This is a genomic window from Pantoea sp. C2G6 (assembly GCF_051336815.1).
Taxonomy (GTDB): domain Bacteria; phylum Pseudomonadota; class Gammaproteobacteria; order Enterobacterales; family Enterobacteriaceae; genus Pantoea.
The window spans coordinates 107,364-124,120 of record NZ_JBGMNJ010000009.1 but is presented as its reverse complement, the minus strand read 5'-3'; the positions used below and the strand labels follow the sequence as shown (position 1 = coordinate 124,120).

Genomic DNA, 16,757 nt, shown 5'->3' with positions numbered 1-16,757 from the left:
CGCTCTGACAAGAGAGTTAATGATGGAAATTCTGCGTGGTTCGCCCGCCCTGTCGGCATTTCGTGTAAACAAACTGCTGACCCGCTTTCAGGACGCTCATCTGCCGGTGAGTGATATATACGCTGAGTACGTCCATTTTGCTGATGTCAGCGCGCCGCTAAGCGCCGACGAACAGAGCCGTCTGCAACGCCTGCTGAAATATGGTCCTTCGCTGGCGGAACATGCGCCGCAGGGACGGCTGCTGCTGGTGACACCGCGTCCCGGCACCATCTCCCCCTGGTCCTCAAAAGCTACCGACATCGCCCACAACTGCGACCTGCCACAGGTGCGTCGTCTGGAGCGCGGTCTGGCCTTTTATGTGCAGGCGCCACAGCTGACCGAAGCGCAGTGGCAATCCCTGGGCGCGCTGCTGCACGACCGGATGATGGAGACGGTGTTCAGCGATCTGGCGCAGGCTGAACAGCTGTTCGCCCATCACACCCCGCAGCCGGTAAAAAGTGTCGATCTGCTGGGCGAGGGCCGTCAGGCGCTGGTTGAGGCCAACACCGCCCTGGGCCTGGCGCTGGCTGACGACGAGATCGACTACCTGGTCACCGCCTTTACCGCGCTGGGCCGCAATCCCAACGACATCGAACTCTATATGTTTGCCCAAGCGAACTCCGAGCACTGTCGTCACAAGATTTTTAACGCCGACTGGATTATCGACGGCGAGAAACAGCCCAAGTCGCTGTTTAAGATGATCAAGAACACCATGGAGCAGACGCCGGACTACGTGCTCTCTGCCTATAAAGATAACGCCGCCGTGATGGAAGGATCGGAAGTGGGCCGCTTCTTTGCTGAAGCCGGTGAGAGCGAATACCGCTGGCATCAGGAAGCGGCGCACATCCTGATGAAGGTGGAGACCCATAACCACCCGACGGCGATTTCGCCGTGGCCGGGTGCGGCGACCGGTTCCGGTGGCGAAATTCGCGATGAAGGCGCAACCGGACGTGGTGCCAAGCCCAAAGCGGGTCTGGTCGGCTTCTCCGTTTCAAACCTGCGTATCCCTGGCTTTGAACAGCCGTGGGAAGAGGACTTCGGCAAACCGGCCCGCATCGTCAGCGCGCTGGATATTATGACCGAGGGGCCGCTGGGCGGCGCCGCCTTTAACAATGAGTTTGGTCGTCCGGCGCTGAATGGCTACTTCCGCACCTATGAAGAGCGCGTCACCAGCCACAACGGCACCGAACTGCGCGGCTATCATAAGCCGATCATGCTGGCGGGCGGCATCGGTAACATCCGTGCCGATCATGTGCAGAAAGGCGAGATCACCGTCGGCGCGAAGCTGGTGGTGCTGGGCGGTCCGGCGATGAATATCGGTCTGGGCGGCGGTGCGGCGTCATCTATGGCCTCGGGCCAGTCTGATGCTGACCTCGACTTCGCCTCGGTACAGCGCGACAACCCGGAGATGGAGCGCCGCTGTCAGGAGGTGATCGACCGCTGCTGGCAGCTGGGCGACGAGAACCCGATCCTGTTTATCCATGACGTGGGCGCAGGCGGTCTCTCCAATGCGATGCCGGAGCTGGTCAGCGATGGCGGACGCGGTGGCCGCTTTAACCTGCGCGATATTCTGAGCGATGAGCCAGGCATGAGCCCGCTGGAAGTCTGGTGTAACGAATCACAGGAACGTTATGTGATGGCGGTGGCCCCGGAGAAGCTGGCGCAGTTTGAGGCGATTTGCCAGCGTGAGCGCGCACCGTTTGCGGTGATCGGTGAAGCGACCGAAGAGCAGCATCTGAGCCTGGAAGATAGCCATTTCGATAATAAGCCGATCGACATGCCGCTCGACGTGCTGCTGGGCAAAACGCCGAAGATGACGCGCGATGTCGTGACCCAGCAGACGCAGGGCAGCGCCTTACAGCGTGACAGCATCACCCTGGCCGATGCGGTCCACCGCGTGCTGCATCTGCCCGCGGTCGCTGAGAAAACATTCCTGATCACCATCGGCGACCGCAGCGTGACCGGTATGGTGGCGCGCGACCAGATGGTCGGCCCCTGGCAGATCCCGGTCGCCAACTGCGCAGTGACCACCGCCAGCCTCGACAGCTATCACGGTGAAGCGTTTGCTCTTGGCGAACGTTCTCCGGTGGCGCTGCTGGACTTCGCGGCGTCAGGCCGTCTGGCGGTCGGTGAAGCGCTGACCAACCTGGCCGCGACCCACATCGGTTCGCTGAAGCGCGTGAAACTCTCCGCCAACTGGATGTCCGCCGCCGGTCATCCGGGTGAAGACGCCGGTCTGTATGCGGCGGTAAAAGCGGTCGGTGAGGAACTCTGTCCGGCGCTGGGCATCACCATCCCGGTCGGTAAAGATTCGATGTCGATGAAAACCCGCTGGCAGGAAGGCACCGAACAGCGTGAGATGACCTCGCCGCTGTCGCTGGTGATTACCGCTTTTGCGCGGGTAGAGGATGTGCGCCGCACCGTGACGCCGCAGTTACAGGCGGATAAAGAGAACCTGCTGCTGCTGATCGATCTCGGCAATGGCGCGAATACGCTGGGTGCGACCGCACTGTCGCAGGTCTATCGTCAGCTCGGCGACAAGCCTGCCGACGTGCGTGATGCCACACAGCTGGCCGGCTTCTTCAACGCCATCCAGGCGCTGGTGGCTGAGCAGAAGCTGCTGGCCTACCACGACCGCTCCGACGGCGGCCTGCTGGTGACGCTGGCGGAGATGGCCTTTGCCGGTCACTGCGGTATTGATGTGGATATTGCGGCGCTGGGCAGCGACCCGCTGGCCGCCCTGTTCACCGAAGAGCTGGGCGCGGTGATTCAGATCAACGCTGCCGATCGTGAGGCGGTGGAGCAGATCCTCGCCGATCACGGCCTGGCCGGTTGCAGCCATCTGCTGGGCAGCGCGCAGACGGGCGATCGCTTCGTGATCCGTGCCGGTGAGAGCGCGGTCTACAGCGAAAGCCGCAGTACGCTGCGTACCTGGTGGGCGGAAACCACCTGGCAGATGCAGCGCCTGCGTGACAACCCGGCCTGTGCCGATCAGGAGCATGAAGCGAAGAAGAACGACAGCGATCCAGGCCTGAACGTTAATCTGACTTTTAATCCGCAGGAAGATGTCGCCGCACCGATGATCGCCACTGGCGCACGTCCGAGAGTCGCGGTACTGCGTGAGCAGGGCGTCAACTCGCACGTGGAGATGGCCGCCGCCTTTGATCGGGCCGGTTTCACCGCCATTGACGTTCACATGAGCGATCTGCTGGCTGGTCGTCGCGGTCTGGAAGAGTTCGAGGCGCTGGTCGCCTGTGGCGGCTTCTCTTACGGCGATGTGCTGGGCGCGGGTGAGGGCTGGGCGAAGTCCATTCTGTTTAACCCGCGGGTGCGTGACGAGTTTGAAACCTTCTTCCATCGTCCGCAGACCCTGGCACTGGGCGTCTGCAACGGTTGCCAGATGATGTCGAATCTGCGTGAACTGATCCCAGGCAGCGATCTCTGGCCGCGCTTTGTGCGCAACCAGTCTGAGCGCTTTGAAGCGCGTTTCAGCCTGGTCGAAGTGGCCGCCAGTCCGTCACTGTTACTCGACGGCATGGCCGGTTCGCATATGCCTATCGCGGTGTCGCATGGGGAAGGCTTTGTTGAAGTGCGCGATGCCACCCATCTGGCGGCGCTGGAGTCAAAAGGGCTGGTGGCACTGCGCTTCGTCGACAACTTCGGCAAAGTGACCGAAACCTATCCGGCTAACCCGAATGGCTCACCCAACGGCATCACCGCCGTGACCAACGAAAGTGGTCGCGTCACCATTATGATGCCGCACCCTGAGCGTGTGTTCCGCACCGTCAGCAACTCCTGGCATCCGGCGGAGTGGGGCGAAGATAGCCCGTGGATGCGGATTTTCCGCAATGCGCGCAGACAGCTGGGTTAATTAAATCCGCTAAGTGAAACAGGAGGCCAGCGCGCCTCCTGTTTTTTTTGCCGTGCTGTTGGTAAATAGCGACAGAAGAGGTATCACACTGTCGCTTTATGGCGACATCTATCTTATTGATTTTTATAAAGGCACCGCCAGCCCGCTTTTCCTGTCGCCGTGGGGAGACAGATTGCGCCACCCGGGATCAGATTTTTCGCGACAGATAACGGGATGAGCCAGGCAATCTCCTGAAAAATATAATGATTTATTTTGTGGCATGAAACTTGCTATAATCATCCCGCTGCTCATTCACCTGTTTATGATTGCCCCGCTCAGCGGAAAAGAGCTCATAAAATCCGAATGACGCACCAAACGGAGCCTGCCGTCCACCTGACCGATAATCGCTTGCTTTGCAACGTTATCAAGCATCGGACGTAACGTTGAGTAAGGCTCCACCCATTCTTACGCGAGGCGTTAAGCGTCGCGCCAGCGGCAGGCCAGTGAGCCTGCCGTTTTCTTTTCTTCCTCTTTCTTCCGTCGGCAGAGTCCGCTAGCATCCAGTCAGCAAATCTTAAGGAAGCGGCTGCGTGAAAAAATGGCGTTTATTTCCCCGTTCTCTGCGTCAGCTGGTGCTGATGGCGTTTGTGCTGGTACTGCTGCCGCTGCTGGTGCTGGCCTGGCAGGCGTGGGAAAGTCTCTCCGCCCTCAGTGAACAGGCGGCGGATACCAACCGCAACACCTTTACCGACGTGCGCCGCAGCGAGGCGATGGCCCGCACCGCGGTCGAGCTGGAGCGCAGCTATCGTCAGTATTGCGTGCTGGATGACGCCTCACTGGCGCGCCTCTATCAGACGCAGCACACCCGCTACAGCCAGATGCTCAGCTCACACAGCGCCAGCCTGCCGGAACTGCCCGCTTTCCAGACCCTACAGGCGACGCTGCCGCTGCTGACGCCGCTGCAATGCGAGAATGGCAATCCGGTGCCGCTCGCGGCGCAGGCGCTGGATCGCTTCTCGGCTACCAATGCGCAGATGGTGCGGGACACGCGCGAGGTGGTCTTTTCACGCGGCCTACAGTTACAGCGCGAAATCGCCGATCGCGGCCAGTTTTTTGGCTGGCAGGCGCTGATCCTGTTTATCATCAGCCTGGCGCTGATGACGCTGTTTACCGGCATGATTATCGGTCCGGTGAAGCGCATTGAGCGGATGATTAACCGGCTGGGGGAAGGACGGGAGCTGGGCAACAGCGTGGTGTTCCGCGGGCCGCGGGAACTGCGATCGCTGGGGCAGCGCATCGTCTGGCTCAGTGAGCGGCTTCAGTGGCTGGAAACGCAGCGCCATGAATTTTTGCGGCACCTCTCGCACGAACTGAAAACGCCGTTAGCCAGCCTGCGCGAAGGGACTGAACTGCTGGCGGATGAGGTGGCCGGATCGCTCAACGCCGATCAGAAAGAGGTGGTCACTATCCTCGACAGCAGCAGCCGCCATCTGCAACGGCTGATTGAACAGCTGCTGGATTACAACCGCAAACTGGCCGATGGCCCGACCCGGCTGGAGCCGGTCAGCGTGGCGGAGATTGTCGAGCGGGTGGTCAGCGCGCATGCGCTGTCGGCCCAGGCCCGGCTGATGCAGACGGTGGTCGATCTGAAAGCCAGCCACTGCCTGGCCGAACCGATGTTACTGATGCGGGTGATCGACAACCTCTATTCGAACGCCGTGAACTACGGCGGCGAATCCGGTACCATCTGGCTGCGCAGTCAGCAGCAGGGCGATCGGGTCTGGATCGAGGTCGCCAACAGTGGCAAGCCGATCCCGCCGGAAGAGCAGACGATGATCTTCGAACCTTTCTTTCAGGGCAGCCAGCAGCGCAAAGGGCCGGTAAAAGGCAGCGGGCTGGGACTGAGTATTGCCAAAGATTGTCTGCGCCGGATGCATGGCGACCTGACGCTGGTTTCCAGCGAGCAGGCTGACGTCTGTTTTCGTATTGAACTGAACACCACCGCCGGGAATGTCTGACCGATGAACAACTTACGCGCTTTGCTGTTAAGCACGCTGACCACGCTGTTGCTCAGCGGCTGCACCACCTCACCGGCCACCTCATCTCTGTCGCCGGGCCATCAGGTGACCGAGCCTGAGGTCAAAATAGCCGATTATCTGGCGACCCGATGCAGTGACCTGTGGCCGATAGAAAAGGGCTCGGCGCTGGACAACCCCCTATACTGGATGCGGGCGATCGACTGCGCCGAGCGCCTGTCACCCGCCGAAGCGCGAGCTGAAGCGCACCGCTGGCCCGCCGAAAGCTGGTCGCGGGCCTTTAAACAGGGCGTGCTGATGTCTGCCGGCAACGTCACCCCGCTAGAGCGGCGTCAGTATGTGGAGACCCTGGATCGCTACAGCAGTGATTTCCCCCAGCCTATCCGCCCGCTGATCCAGCTATGGCGCAGTAATCAGGTGGCGCAGCTCGATCTCAGCGAGGCGCGCAGTCGCTATGCGCATCTGCAACAGAGCAGTGACGCCCGGCTGGATGCGATGCAGCAGCAGATGGTTAAACAGCAGCAGCAACTGAACGATACGCAGCGCAAGCTGGAGCGGCTGACGGACATTGAGCGCCAGCTCTCGTCGCGTAAAGCCCCCGATGTCTCTGACAATGGCCACGGCACCGCGCTGCCGCAGGATGAGGAGCAATAATGGTGAAACAAGCTGCCCGTCTGCTGCTGGTCGATGACGATCCCAGCCTGCTGAAGCTGCTGGGGATGCGCCTCAGCAGCGAAGGTTATCAGGTGACGACCGCGGCCAGCGGCCCGGAAGCGCTGCGCCTGTTGCAGAAAGAGAAAATAGAGCTGGTGATCAGCGACCTGCGGATGGATGAAATGGATGGGCTGGCGCTGTTTGGCGAGATCCAGAAACGGCACACCGGGCTGCCGGTGATCATCCTGACGGCACACGGCTCGATCCCGGACGCGGTCTCCGCCACCCAGCAGGGCGTTTTCAGCTTTCTGACCAAACCGGTGGATCGCGATGCGCTCTATAAGGCGATTGACGAGGCGCTGGCGCAGCAGGCCCCGGCCAGCGATGATCGCTGGCGCGAGGCGATCGTTACCCGCAGCCCGTTGATGCTGCGGCTGCTGGAGCAGGCGCACATGGTAGCGCAGTCAGACGTCAGCGTGCTGATTAATGGTCAGAGCGGCACCGGCAAAGAGATGCTGGCTCAGGCGATTCATGCCGCCAGCCCGCGCAACGGCAAACCCTTTGTCGCCATCAACTGCGGCGCATTGCCGGAGCAGCTGCTGGAGTCGGAGCTGTTCGGCCACGCTAAAGGGGCCTTTACCGGCGCGGTGAGCGCCCGCGACGGGCTGTTTAAAACCGCTGGCGGCGGCACCCTGTTCCTGGATGAGATTGGCGACATGCCGCAGCCGCTTCAGGTTAAGCTGCTGCGGGTGTTGCAGGAGCGTAAAGTCAGGCCGCTGGGCAGCGATCACGATAGTGATATTGATGTGCGCATTATCTCCGCCACCCACCGCGATCTGCCTAAGGCGATGGAGAAAAAAGAGTTTCGCGAGGATCTCTTCTATCGACTCAATGTGGTGAATCTGAAAATCCCGGCGCTGCATGAGCGGACTGAGGATATTCCGCTGCTGGCTAATCACCTGTTGCGCCAGGCGGCGGAGCGGCATAAACCGCAGATCCGCAGTTTTTCGGTCGATGCGATGAAGCGTCTGATGGCGGCCAGCTGGCCGGGCAACGTGCGCCAGCTGGTCAATGTGATTGAGCAGTGTGTGGCGCTAAGCTCACCACCGGTGATCAGTGATGCGCTGGTGGAGCAGGCGCTGAGCGGAGAAAACAGCGCGTTGCCCACCTTTGCCGAGGCGCGCAATCAGTTTGAGCTGAACTATCTGCGTAAACTGTTGCAGATGACCAAAGGCAATGTGACCAACGCGGCGCGTCTGGCCGGACGTAACCGCACCGAGTTCTACAAGCTGCTGTCCCGTCATGAACTGGACGCCAGTGATTTCAAAGAGTAGCTGAGTGGCGGGGCGCGGCTCAGGCGCTGATGATCAGCGGGAAGCGATTCGCGTTACCCGACAGCGCTTGCGGCAATCTGAAGAATCCCGGATATTAGCGCCCGACAGCGACAGCAACATTTTTACCTGGAAAACCCTCTGACAATGGAGGGAGTGAGAAAAGGGTCTGACATGAAAAAGATTGATGCCATTATCAAACCATTCAAACTCGATGATGTCCGTGAAGCGCTGGCGGAAGTGGGCATCACCGGCATGACCGTGAGTGAAGTGAAAGGCTTTGGTCGCCAGAAAGGGCATACCGAGCTTTATCGCGGCGCAGAGTACATGGTCGACTTTTTGCCTAAGGTGAAAATCGAAATGGTGGTCGGCGACGATATTGTTGATACCTGCGTTGAGACCATTATGCGCACCGCGCAGACCGGCAAGATCGGTGACGGTAAAATCTTTGTCTTTGACGTAGCGCGCGTGGTACGAATCCGTACCGGCGAAGAGGATGAAGAGGCGATCTGAGTCCGGCTGGATAAAAAGCCCGCTCAGCGGGCTTTTTTTATGGCTGAATTACATGCCTTTGTGTGGACCAAACAGCTCGTAGTGAATGCGATCATCTGCCACACCCGCATCGCGCAGTTGAGCGACCACATGCTGCATAAAGCCCAGCGGGCCGCAGAGGTAGAAGTGGGTCTCTGGCGAGGCCAGGCGGGCTGACAGCCGGGTAATATCCATCACCCCCTCGGCATCATAGTGACCGGCATCCCCGGCCTGCGGCGCCCGATACCAGACCTGGCTGGCAAAATCGCTGAGCTGCGCACCGGTGGCGTTAACTTCAGCGGCAAACGCATGCTGCGCGCCATTCTCCGCAGCGTGCAGCCAGCTGACCGGCGCAGGATGATGGCGGGCCGCCAGCGCATGCAGCATCGCCAGCATCGGCGTCTGGCCTACACCGGCGGAGATCAGCGCCACCGGGGTGGCGGGCTCAACCTGCATGAAAAAGTCGCCGTGCGGAGCGGCCAGTTGCAGCTCATCGCCCACCTTGCCGTGCTGATGCAGCCAGCCGGAGACGGTGCCCTGCGGCTCACGCTTCACCGCGATGCGATAATCCCGGCCGTTGCTGAGCTGTGTAAGCGAATACTGACGGATCTGATGATATTCGAAGTCAGCGGGTTGCAGATGCACCGTCAGATACTGACCCGGCTCAAACGCCGCCACCGGACCGCCATCCACCGGCGTGAAGGTAAAACTTTTGATCACCTCGCTCTGCTGTTCAATGGCGCTGATGCGGAAAGTGCGGGTGTCACGCCAGCCGCCGGTTTGCTGCTCTGACGCCTGATAAATCTCCTCTTCCCGCTGGATAAAAATATCCGCCAGCAGCCCGTAGGCGCGTCCCCAGGCGGCCAGCACCTCTTCGCCCGGATCCAGTAACTCTTTAATGGTCGCCAGCAGATTTTCACCGACGATGGCGTACTGCGCCGGCTGAATATTCAGGCTGGTGTGCTTCTGCGCGATTTTTTCCACCGCCGGCAGCAGCACCGCCAGATTCTCCAGATTCGCGCCATAGGCACAAATCGCATTGAACAGCGCCTCACGCTGGTTGCCGTTGCGCTGGTTATTCATGTTGAAGACATTTTTCAGTTCAGGATGGTGCGACAGCATGCGGTTGTAAAAGTGAGCGGTAAGATTGGGACCGCAGGCCGCAATAGCGGGAAGGGTAGATTTCACCGTGGCGATAGTGTGTGCATCAAGCATAAAAGCGACCTCGTGTTTAAAGTTGTATTTTAAATACATCTTATAGCCGTCCTGCTAACGATGTAAACAGCCTGATAAAGTTTGTGGTTGTCTGAGTGGCAACTTTTCGCGGCAGCCTGAAGAAAAATCCTGGCGGCGCAAGGGGATAAAAAGCGTAAAAAAGCCGTGCCAGCAGCCAGCCAAACGTTTGCGTAAAAAGAGGCGGTTCACCCTACCTTCACCTGTTAAAACGGTTTACACTGTGGGCCTTCGCCCCTGAAGGGGGGTAAAATACCGTTTGAAAGTTAGCTGAGTCAGGAGATGCGGATGTTAAAGCGTGATATGAACATTGCCGATTATGATGCCGAGTTGTGGCAGGCGATGGAGCAGGAGAAAGTGCGTCAGGAAGAGCACATCGAACTGATTGCTTCTGAAAACTACACCAGCCCGCGCGTTATGCAGGCGCAGGGTTCTCAGCTCACCAATAAATACGCTGAAGGCTATCCGGGCAAACGCTATTACGGCGGCTGCGAACATGTGGATGTCGTTGAACAGTTAGCTATCGATCGCGCCAAAGCGCTGTTTGGTGCTGACTACGCCAACGTGCAGCCGCACTCTGGCTCTCAGGCAAACTTTGCTGTCTATACCGCGCTGCTGCAACCGGGTGACACTATCCTCGGTATGAACCTGGCGCACGGCGGACACCTGACTCACGGCTCACCGGTTAACCTGTCCGGCAAACTCTATAACGTGGTCGCTTACGGTATCGATGAAACCGGCAAAATTGACTATGACGAGCTGGCTGAACTGGCGAAAACCCATAAGCCGAAGATGATCGTCGGCGGCTTCTCCGCTTACTCCGGCGTCTGCGACTGGGCGAAGATGCGTGAAATCGCCGATAGCGTCGGTGCCTGGCTGTTTGTGGATATGGCGCACGTGGCTGGTCTGGTGGCCGCAGAGGTCTATCCAAGCCCGATTCCGCACGCGCACATCGTGACCTCAACCACCCACAAAACCCTGGCGGGTCCGCGTGGCGGGATTATCCTGGCGAAAAACGGCGACGAAGATTTCTATAAGAAACTCAACTCCGCGGTCTTCCCTGGCGGGCAGGGCGGTCCTCTGATGCACGTTATCGCCGGTAAAGCGGTCGCTTTCAAAGAGGCGATGGAGCCGGAATTCAAAACCTACCAGCAGCAGGTGGCAAAAAACGCCAAAGCGATGGTCGAGGTGCTGATCGCGCGCGGCTACAACATCGTTTCAGGCGGAACGCACAACCATCTGTTCCTGATCGATCTGGTGAACAAAAACCTGACCGGTAAAGAAGCGGATGCGGCGCTGGGCCGTGCCAACATCACGGTCAACAAAAACAGCGTGCCGAACGATCCAAAAAGCCCGTTTGTCACCTCCGGTATTCGTATCGGTACGCCATCGGTTACGCGCCGCGGCTTCAGTGAAGCGGACGTGCGTGAACTGGCCGGCTGGATCGCCGATGTGCTGGATAACATCAACGACGAAGCGACCATCGAGCGCACCAAACAGAAAGTGCTGGAGATCTGCGCCCGTCTGCCGGTCTATGCTTAAGCATTAACCGGTTGTGCAACAGCAGAAAAAGGATGGCATCCGCCATCCTTTTTTATTGTCTGGCCTGCGGCACTCTGCCAGAGTAGCGGCCACTTAAGCTGTTATGCAGCGCACTTGCTGGAGGGAATATGGCAATCGGCTCCGCCAGATGGCTCGGACTGGGTTACTTCACTTACTTCTTCTGTTACGGCATCTATCTGCCCTTCTGGGGCGTGTGGCTGAAAGGCACCGGCCTGGATGCGGAGAAGATTGGCCTGTTACTCGGCTGTGGCATGGTGGCGCGCTTTGTCGGCAGCCTGCTTATCGCCTCCCAGGTGAAAAATCCCGCTCGTCTGATTACGGCGCTGCGTCTGCTGGCGTTGATGAGCGGTCTGTTCGCCCTCGGTTACTGGGTCGGTGAGCAGTGGATGTGGCTGCTTGCCGTGATGATTGGCTTTAACCTCTTCTTCTCGCCGCTGGTTCCGCTCAGCGATGCGCTGGCCGCCACCTGGACCCAACAGATTGGGCTGGCCTATGGTCCGGTGCGGCTCTGGGGGTCGCTGGCGTTTGTTATCAGCTCCGCCTTAACCGGCGTGCTGGTGAGTGCCTGGTCGTCGCAGGCGATTCTGCTGCTGCTGTCGCTGGGGGTTATCAGTATGCTGGCTGGCATGATGCTGACGCCCGCCACCCAGCCACAGGGTCATGAGCGGCAGGGTGCGGCGGGCGGCGGCTGGGCGGTCTGGCGTGACCTGCTGCGTGAGAATGCGGTGTGGCGCTTTATGCTGTGCGTGACCCTGCTACAGGGCGCGCATGCGGCCTATTACGGCTTCAGTGCTATCTGGTGGCAGGAGAGCGGCTACTCCGCTTCCACGGTGGGCTATCTCTGGTCGCTGGGCGTGGTGGCGGAGATCCTGGTGTTTGCCCTGAGCAACCGCCTGTTCCGCCGCTGGAGTGCGCGCGATCTGCTGCTGCTTTCCGGCATCTGCGCGCTGATCCGCTGGGGCCTGCTGGGGGCCAGCACCGCGCTGCCGCTGCTGATTGTGGCGCAGATCCTGCACTGCGGCAGCTTCACCGTCTGCCATCTGGCGGCGATGCGCTTTATCGCTGCGCGTCAGGGGGCGGAAGTGATCCGGCTGCAATCGCTCTACTCGGCGCTGGCGATGGGCGGCGGTATTGCGGTAATGACCATGATCTGCGGCGTGCTGTTTACCCATTTGCAGGGACATCTGTTCTGGGTGATGGCGCTGGTGGCGCTGCCCGCGCTGTTTCTGCGCCCGCGCTATGACTCCAGCAGATAACGAATGCGCTGCTGATGGTGCAATGTCAGCGGCAGTTCGGCATGCACCAGCGGCGGCGAGAACAGCGGCAGTGAGGTGGCGTAGGGCGAAATGATAATATCCACGTCGCGCGGTGCGCCATCCCGCTGAAAGGTCTTCACATCCTGATAGGTGATATTGATTGGCAGCAGCGTGATCTCGCGGATCTGCTGCTCCACATCCTGCTCCAGCTGCGCATCCTCTCCGGTCAGGATCAGCACCTGCTTCTCCTGAAGGGCATTCCCCTGCATCAGCCAGGCACCAAAAATGATGGTAATTAAGCTCACCTCCTCTGGGGTAAAAGTGAGCTGGTAGTGCTGCTCAAACCGCGCCAGCGCCTGCCGGGTGGTGCGCAGCAGCCGTGGATAGAGGCGGCTGACATCCAGCGCCACGCTGTTGTCGATGCCGATGCGGAAATGGGTGCGCTCCAGCGCCTGCGCCAGATGGGGATAGAGCTGGCAGAGCAGCTCGTCGCGGTCGGCGAACGTCACCCCGGCGCACTGCTCGAAGTCGTCGATCAGCTGCTGGGTCGCGGCCAGTAACTGCTGCTCGGTGGGATGATAAATCGCCTCGACGACCGGCGTATGCAGCTGGCTGAACAGCAGGGTCCAGAAGTCCGTTTCACTTTCCGGTGGCGCAGGGTGGCAGCGTTTGCGCCAGTGATGAATCACATCTTCCGCCGCCTGCCGTTCAGGTTTATGTTGCAGCCAGCTGCGCTGCGCCTCGCTGAACAGCACCGGCTGACGCTGACATAAGCCATACTTCATATAGATCTGTAAAAAGAGCCGGTCGCGCTCGCTGAAATTCCGCCGCAGTCGCAGACTGCAATGCTGGATCAGCGCCTGGAGATTGGTCTCATCACACAGCGCTTTCTCAATCTTCATTACCCTGAGCCGCTGACGCAGCGGCGCGGCGAAGTGCTCACAGACAAACGCCTGCGATAACCGCAGACTGCGTCGCAGGTTGTGCAGCAGGCAGAGACGCCGATCCAGCTCGGTGCCATGAAGGCGAAAGCTGCCATCCACCATCTGGTGCAACTCCAGCTGGTGATACCGCTCTATCTCATTGCCGACTTCCGCAATATCCTGTCGGGCGACGGCAGGATCAACACCATTTAACTGACAGATTTTTTCCAGCGTAAGCACGGGTGTCGGCAGAAACAGCAGCAATAAAAGATGGCACTGACGCTGTGAACGGGAGAAGAGTGGTGCCAAAGGGGTAGCAGAACTCATCAATCAGATTTCCAGCAGGCTAATTTGAGCTAAGAATAGTCAACCCCGCCCACGCCTGGGCGGTTTACGCGGTTTTTTTAGCGGAGGTTTAAGGCGGGTCACAAAATTTTGTTACCCTTGTATTCTTTTTACCAGGAATGTTACTTTATAACATTATGAAACGCGCATGCTTTCTGTTACTGATGGTGCTGAGTCCGGCTGCGCTGGCGCATCCTCACAGCTTTATTGATATGAAAACCGAGCTGGTGGCGCAGGGCGATACCTTCACCGGTTTAAAGATGATCTGGACCATGGATGAGATTACCTCTGCCGATCTGCTGTATGACGCGGGGGAGGCGAAGCCGGGCAGCGTGGTGTGGAAAAAGCTGGCGGCGGGCGTGATGGCCAACGTGCTGGGCCAGCACTACTTTTCTGAAATCTGGCACAACCAACAGCGGGTAAAGTTTTTGAATCTGCCAACCGAATATAACCTTTCACGCAGCGGCCACAAAGCGGTGCTGGAGTTCATTCTGCCGCTGGCGGAACCGCCCGTGCTGACCGGTCAGCGTTTTGAGATCCTCACCTTTGATCCGACCTATTTCGTCGATATGTTCTACGACAACGCCAGCGCTCTGACGCTGCCGCCTGCGTTGCAGGCGCGTTGCCGGTTTACGCTCAACACGCCAAAGCCCAATGATTCGCTGAAGCAGTATGCGCTGTCGCTGGACAAAGCTGACGCACCGGCGGAGGAGCTTGATTTAGGTCGTCAGTTCGCGCAGACGGTGGTCCTGACATGTCACTAATTTCAGCCCCGGCACGGCGCGCGTCTCTCTGGCCCCTGTGGCTGCTGGCAATCTTATTTGTCAGCGGCGGGCTGCTGATCTGGCTCTACTGGTCGCAGATTCTGCTCCAGAGCGTGCTGTGGCAGAAAGATCTGCACCGCCAGATGACGCAGCTGTTGCAGCAGGTGGCGGAGCAGCCTCATCAGGCTGGTCTGTCGCTGGTGCTGTTCAGCCTGCTGTATGGCGTGCTGCATGCGCTCGGTCCGGGCCACGGTAAAGTGGTGATCACCACCTTTCTGGCAACCCATCCCAGCAGAGTAAAAACCAGTATCAGACTGACGCTGCTCGCCTCGCTGTTGCAGGGCTCGGTGGCGATTGGGCTGGTGACGGTGATGCTGCAACTGCTGAAAACCTCGTCGCGCCAGCTGCATCTCAGCAGTTTCTGGCTGGAGAAGGGCAGTTATCTGCTGGTGATCGGGCTGGGCGTGGTGATCGGTTTCCGCGCGCTGCGTGCGCTGTGGCAGGCGCTGCGTCCGCGTCCGGGGCTCACCTTCCGGGCGCTGCATCCTCATCCTCAGCATCAGCACACGGCAGATTGCGGCTGCGGACATGCCCATCTTCCGACTCCGCAGCAGATAAACGGTGATGTGAATATTAAAACCCAGTTGCTGGTGGTGGTGTCGATGGGTTTACGTCCCTGCTCCGGGGCGATAATGATGCTGCTGTTTGCCAAAGTGATTGGCGTCTACGGCTGGGGTGTGCTCTCCGCGGCGGTGATGGCGCTGGGCACGGCGTTAACCATCTCAGCGATTGGCCTGCTGGTTCAGCGGGCGCGCGCGGTCGCCCGGCAGCTGGCGCAGCCACGGTCCACGCCGGGGATCACCCGGCTGTTACTGCCAATAGTGGCATTAGCCGGCAGCCTGATTTTAATTGTCGTGGGGGTCGCATTATGGCAGTCGGCACAGTTCACGCTGGGCGGCGGCATTCGGCCTTTCTGACTAAAAACGCAGCGGGAATAAAATTTCCCTTGTTATTCTTACCTCGCTAATTATCTCTGAATTCATCCCTTTATTTTTTTCTCTGGGTAGTTTAGTGGAGAAATGACTATTCCCTGTCTACGCTGTTAATACCAAAACGGCATGTCGCCGTCGGGATGATAAAAGATCAAGGCCGCTTTCTGTTTATTGCGAGGAGTATATTTCATGGCTGATACCCGTATTAATAATGGCTACACCGAAACGCTGGCAACCGGGCCGGCAGGATTACCGTTAAAACGTATTTCATGGAGCGCGGTCTTTGCCGGTGTTATCTGTGCGTTAATCGTTCATATCATTCTGACGCTGCTGGGAACAGCCATTGGTGCCACCACCATTGATCCGATGAAAGAACAGAATCCGCTGGATGGCCTGGGCACCGGCGCACTGGTCTGGACCGCGATTGAAATGCTGGTCGCGATGGCGGCAGGTAGCTATGTCGCGGGTCGCCTGGCGCAGCGTGAAGGCGCGCTGCACGGTTTACTGATGTTCGGCCTTAGCACAATTTTCACGATTTACCTGGCGATTGCGCTGGCAAGTAGCGTAATGAGCGGTGCGATGAATATTGTCGGTTCAGGTTTCCAGGCGTTAGGTAGCGGTATTTCCGCCGCTGCGCCATCGGTGACGCAAATGGCAAAAGATAAATTGCAGGAAAATAATATCAATTTAGATAACCTGCAAAATGAACTGGAAACCACACTGCGTCAGACTGGTAAGCCAGAATTACAGCCAGAGAATTTAAAGCAGGATGCGAATAAAGAAGCGCAGAATGCAGAAAACCAGGCTAACAACACTGCGAATCATCCGCAAACTGCCGATACCGATCTGGCTAACTGGCTAAAAGGTGTGATGGATCGTCATTCCGATACATTACAGGCCGCCGATCGTGACGCATTGAAAAATATCATCAAAGCGCGTACCGGTAAAAGCGATCAGGAAGTGGATCAGATTGTCGCGCAAACCGAGCAGAGCTATCAGCAGGCGGTTCAGAAGTATCAGGAACTGAAACAGCAGGCAGAACAGAAAGCGCGTGAAGCGGGTGAAAAAGCCGCCGCTGCCACTGCGAAAGCCAGCTGGTATGCCCTGATTCTGCTGATCATCGAAGCCGTACTGGCAGGTGTGATGGGTATGGTCGGTCGTCGTACTCAGCCTCGTCAGGTGCTGGCACACGAACGTCGTTAATCGTTACTGAACGACAGGCAATAAAAAAGGCGGCTGA

At 58.8% G+C, this 16,757-nt stretch carries 12 protein-coding genes; 10 read left to right on the top strand and 2 right to left on the bottom strand.

The window, feature by feature from the left end; translation table 11 throughout:
- The first annotated feature begins 19 nt into the window (after positions 1–19).
- From purL to glnB, 5 genes are all read left to right on the top strand, one after another.
- The gene (purL, locus tag ACCW71_RS13630; RefSeq protein ID WP_436372169.1) at positions 20–3,910 is read left to right on the top strand and encodes a phosphoribosylformylglycinamidine synthase; all 3,891 of its coding nucleotides are present in this window, start codon (positions 20–22) and stop codon (positions 3,908–3,910) included.
- A gap of 569 nt (positions 3,911–4,479) precedes the next feature.
- Positions 4,480–5,907 carry a HAMP domain-containing sensor histidine kinase gene (locus tag ACCW71_RS13625; protein WP_436372167.1) on the top strand — a complete coding sequence of 476 codons (1,428 nt, stop codon included), beginning with the start codon at positions 4,480–4,482 and terminating at the stop codon, positions 5,905–5,907.
- A gap of 3 nt (positions 5,908–5,910) precedes the next feature.
- A complete protein-coding gene (gene qseG / locus ACCW71_RS13620) occupies positions 5,911–6,579 on the top strand; it encodes a two-component system QseEF-associated lipoprotein QseG (protein WP_436372165.1) in 669 nt (222 codons plus the stop codon).
- Positions 6,579–7,913 (top strand): two-component system response regulator GlrR, encoded by a 1,335-nt coding sequence (gene glrR / locus ACCW71_RS13615; protein WP_436372163.1) that lies wholly within the window; start codon positions 6,579–6,581, stop codon positions 7,911–7,913. Before qseG ends, glrR begins: the two co-directional genes overlap by 1 nt.
- A 171-nt stretch (positions 7,914–8,084) precedes the next feature.
- The gene (gene glnB, locus ACCW71_RS13610; protein ID WP_003848647.1) at positions 8,085–8,423 is read left to right on the top strand and encodes a nitrogen regulatory protein P-II; all 339 of its coding nucleotides are present in this window, start codon (positions 8,085–8,087) and stop codon (positions 8,421–8,423) included.
- 48 nt (positions 8,424–8,471) lie between these two features.
- On the opposite strand, the gene hmpA is transcribed toward glnB, so the two are convergent.
- A complete protein-coding gene (hmpA, locus tag ACCW71_RS13605) occupies positions 8,472–9,656 on the bottom strand; it encodes an NO-inducible flavohemoprotein (RefSeq protein WP_436372161.1) in 1,185 nt (394 codons plus the stop codon).
- 306 nt (positions 9,657–9,962) lie between these two features.
- On the opposite strand from hmpA, the gene glyA reads away from it, so the two are divergent.
- Positions 9,963–11,216, top strand: coding sequence for a serine hydroxymethyltransferase (gene glyA, locus ACCW71_RS13600; protein WP_436372159.1), 1,254 nt, complete (start codon positions 9,963–9,965; stop codon positions 11,214–11,216).
- 128 nt (positions 11,217–11,344) lie between these two features.
- Positions 11,345–12,493, top strand: coding sequence for a 3-phenylpropionate MFS transporter (locus ACCW71_RS13595; RefSeq protein ID WP_436372157.1), 1,149 nt, complete (start codon positions 11,345–11,347; stop codon positions 12,491–12,493).
- Here ACCW71_RS13595 and csiE read toward each other — a convergent pair.
- Positions 12,475–13,743: a stationary phase inducible protein CsiE gene (csiE, locus tag ACCW71_RS13590; RefSeq protein ID WP_436372155.1), complete on the bottom strand. Its 1,269-nt coding sequence runs from the start codon at positions 13,741–13,743 to the stop codon at positions 12,475–12,477. The two genes, ACCW71_RS13595 and csiE, sit on opposite strands and share 19 nt — an antisense overlap.
- Positions 13,744–13,898: 155 nt before the next feature.
- On the opposite strand from csiE, the gene ACCW71_RS13585 reads away from it, so the two are divergent.
- The 3 genes from ACCW71_RS13585 to ACCW71_RS13575 all read left to right on the top strand — a co-directional run bounded on the left by ACCW71_RS13585 (position 13,899) and on the right by ACCW71_RS13575 (position 16,720).
- Positions 13,899–14,525: a DUF1007 family protein gene (locus ACCW71_RS13585; protein WP_436372153.1), complete on the top strand. Its 627-nt coding sequence runs from the start codon at positions 13,899–13,901 to the stop codon at positions 14,523–14,525.
- Positions 14,516–15,502, top strand: coding sequence for a nickel/cobalt transporter (locus ACCW71_RS13580; RefSeq protein WP_436372151.1), 987 nt, complete (start codon positions 14,516–14,518; stop codon positions 15,500–15,502). The genes ACCW71_RS13585 and ACCW71_RS13580 overlap by 10 nt, the downstream gene beginning before the upstream one ends.
- A gap of 204 nt (positions 15,503–15,706) precedes the next feature.
- Positions 15,707–16,720, top strand: a complete 1,014-nt coding sequence (locus ACCW71_RS13575) for a TIGR04086 family membrane protein (protein WP_436372149.1) — start codon at positions 15,707–15,709, stop codon at positions 16,718–16,720.
- Positions 16,721–16,757: the final 37 nt, after the last annotated feature.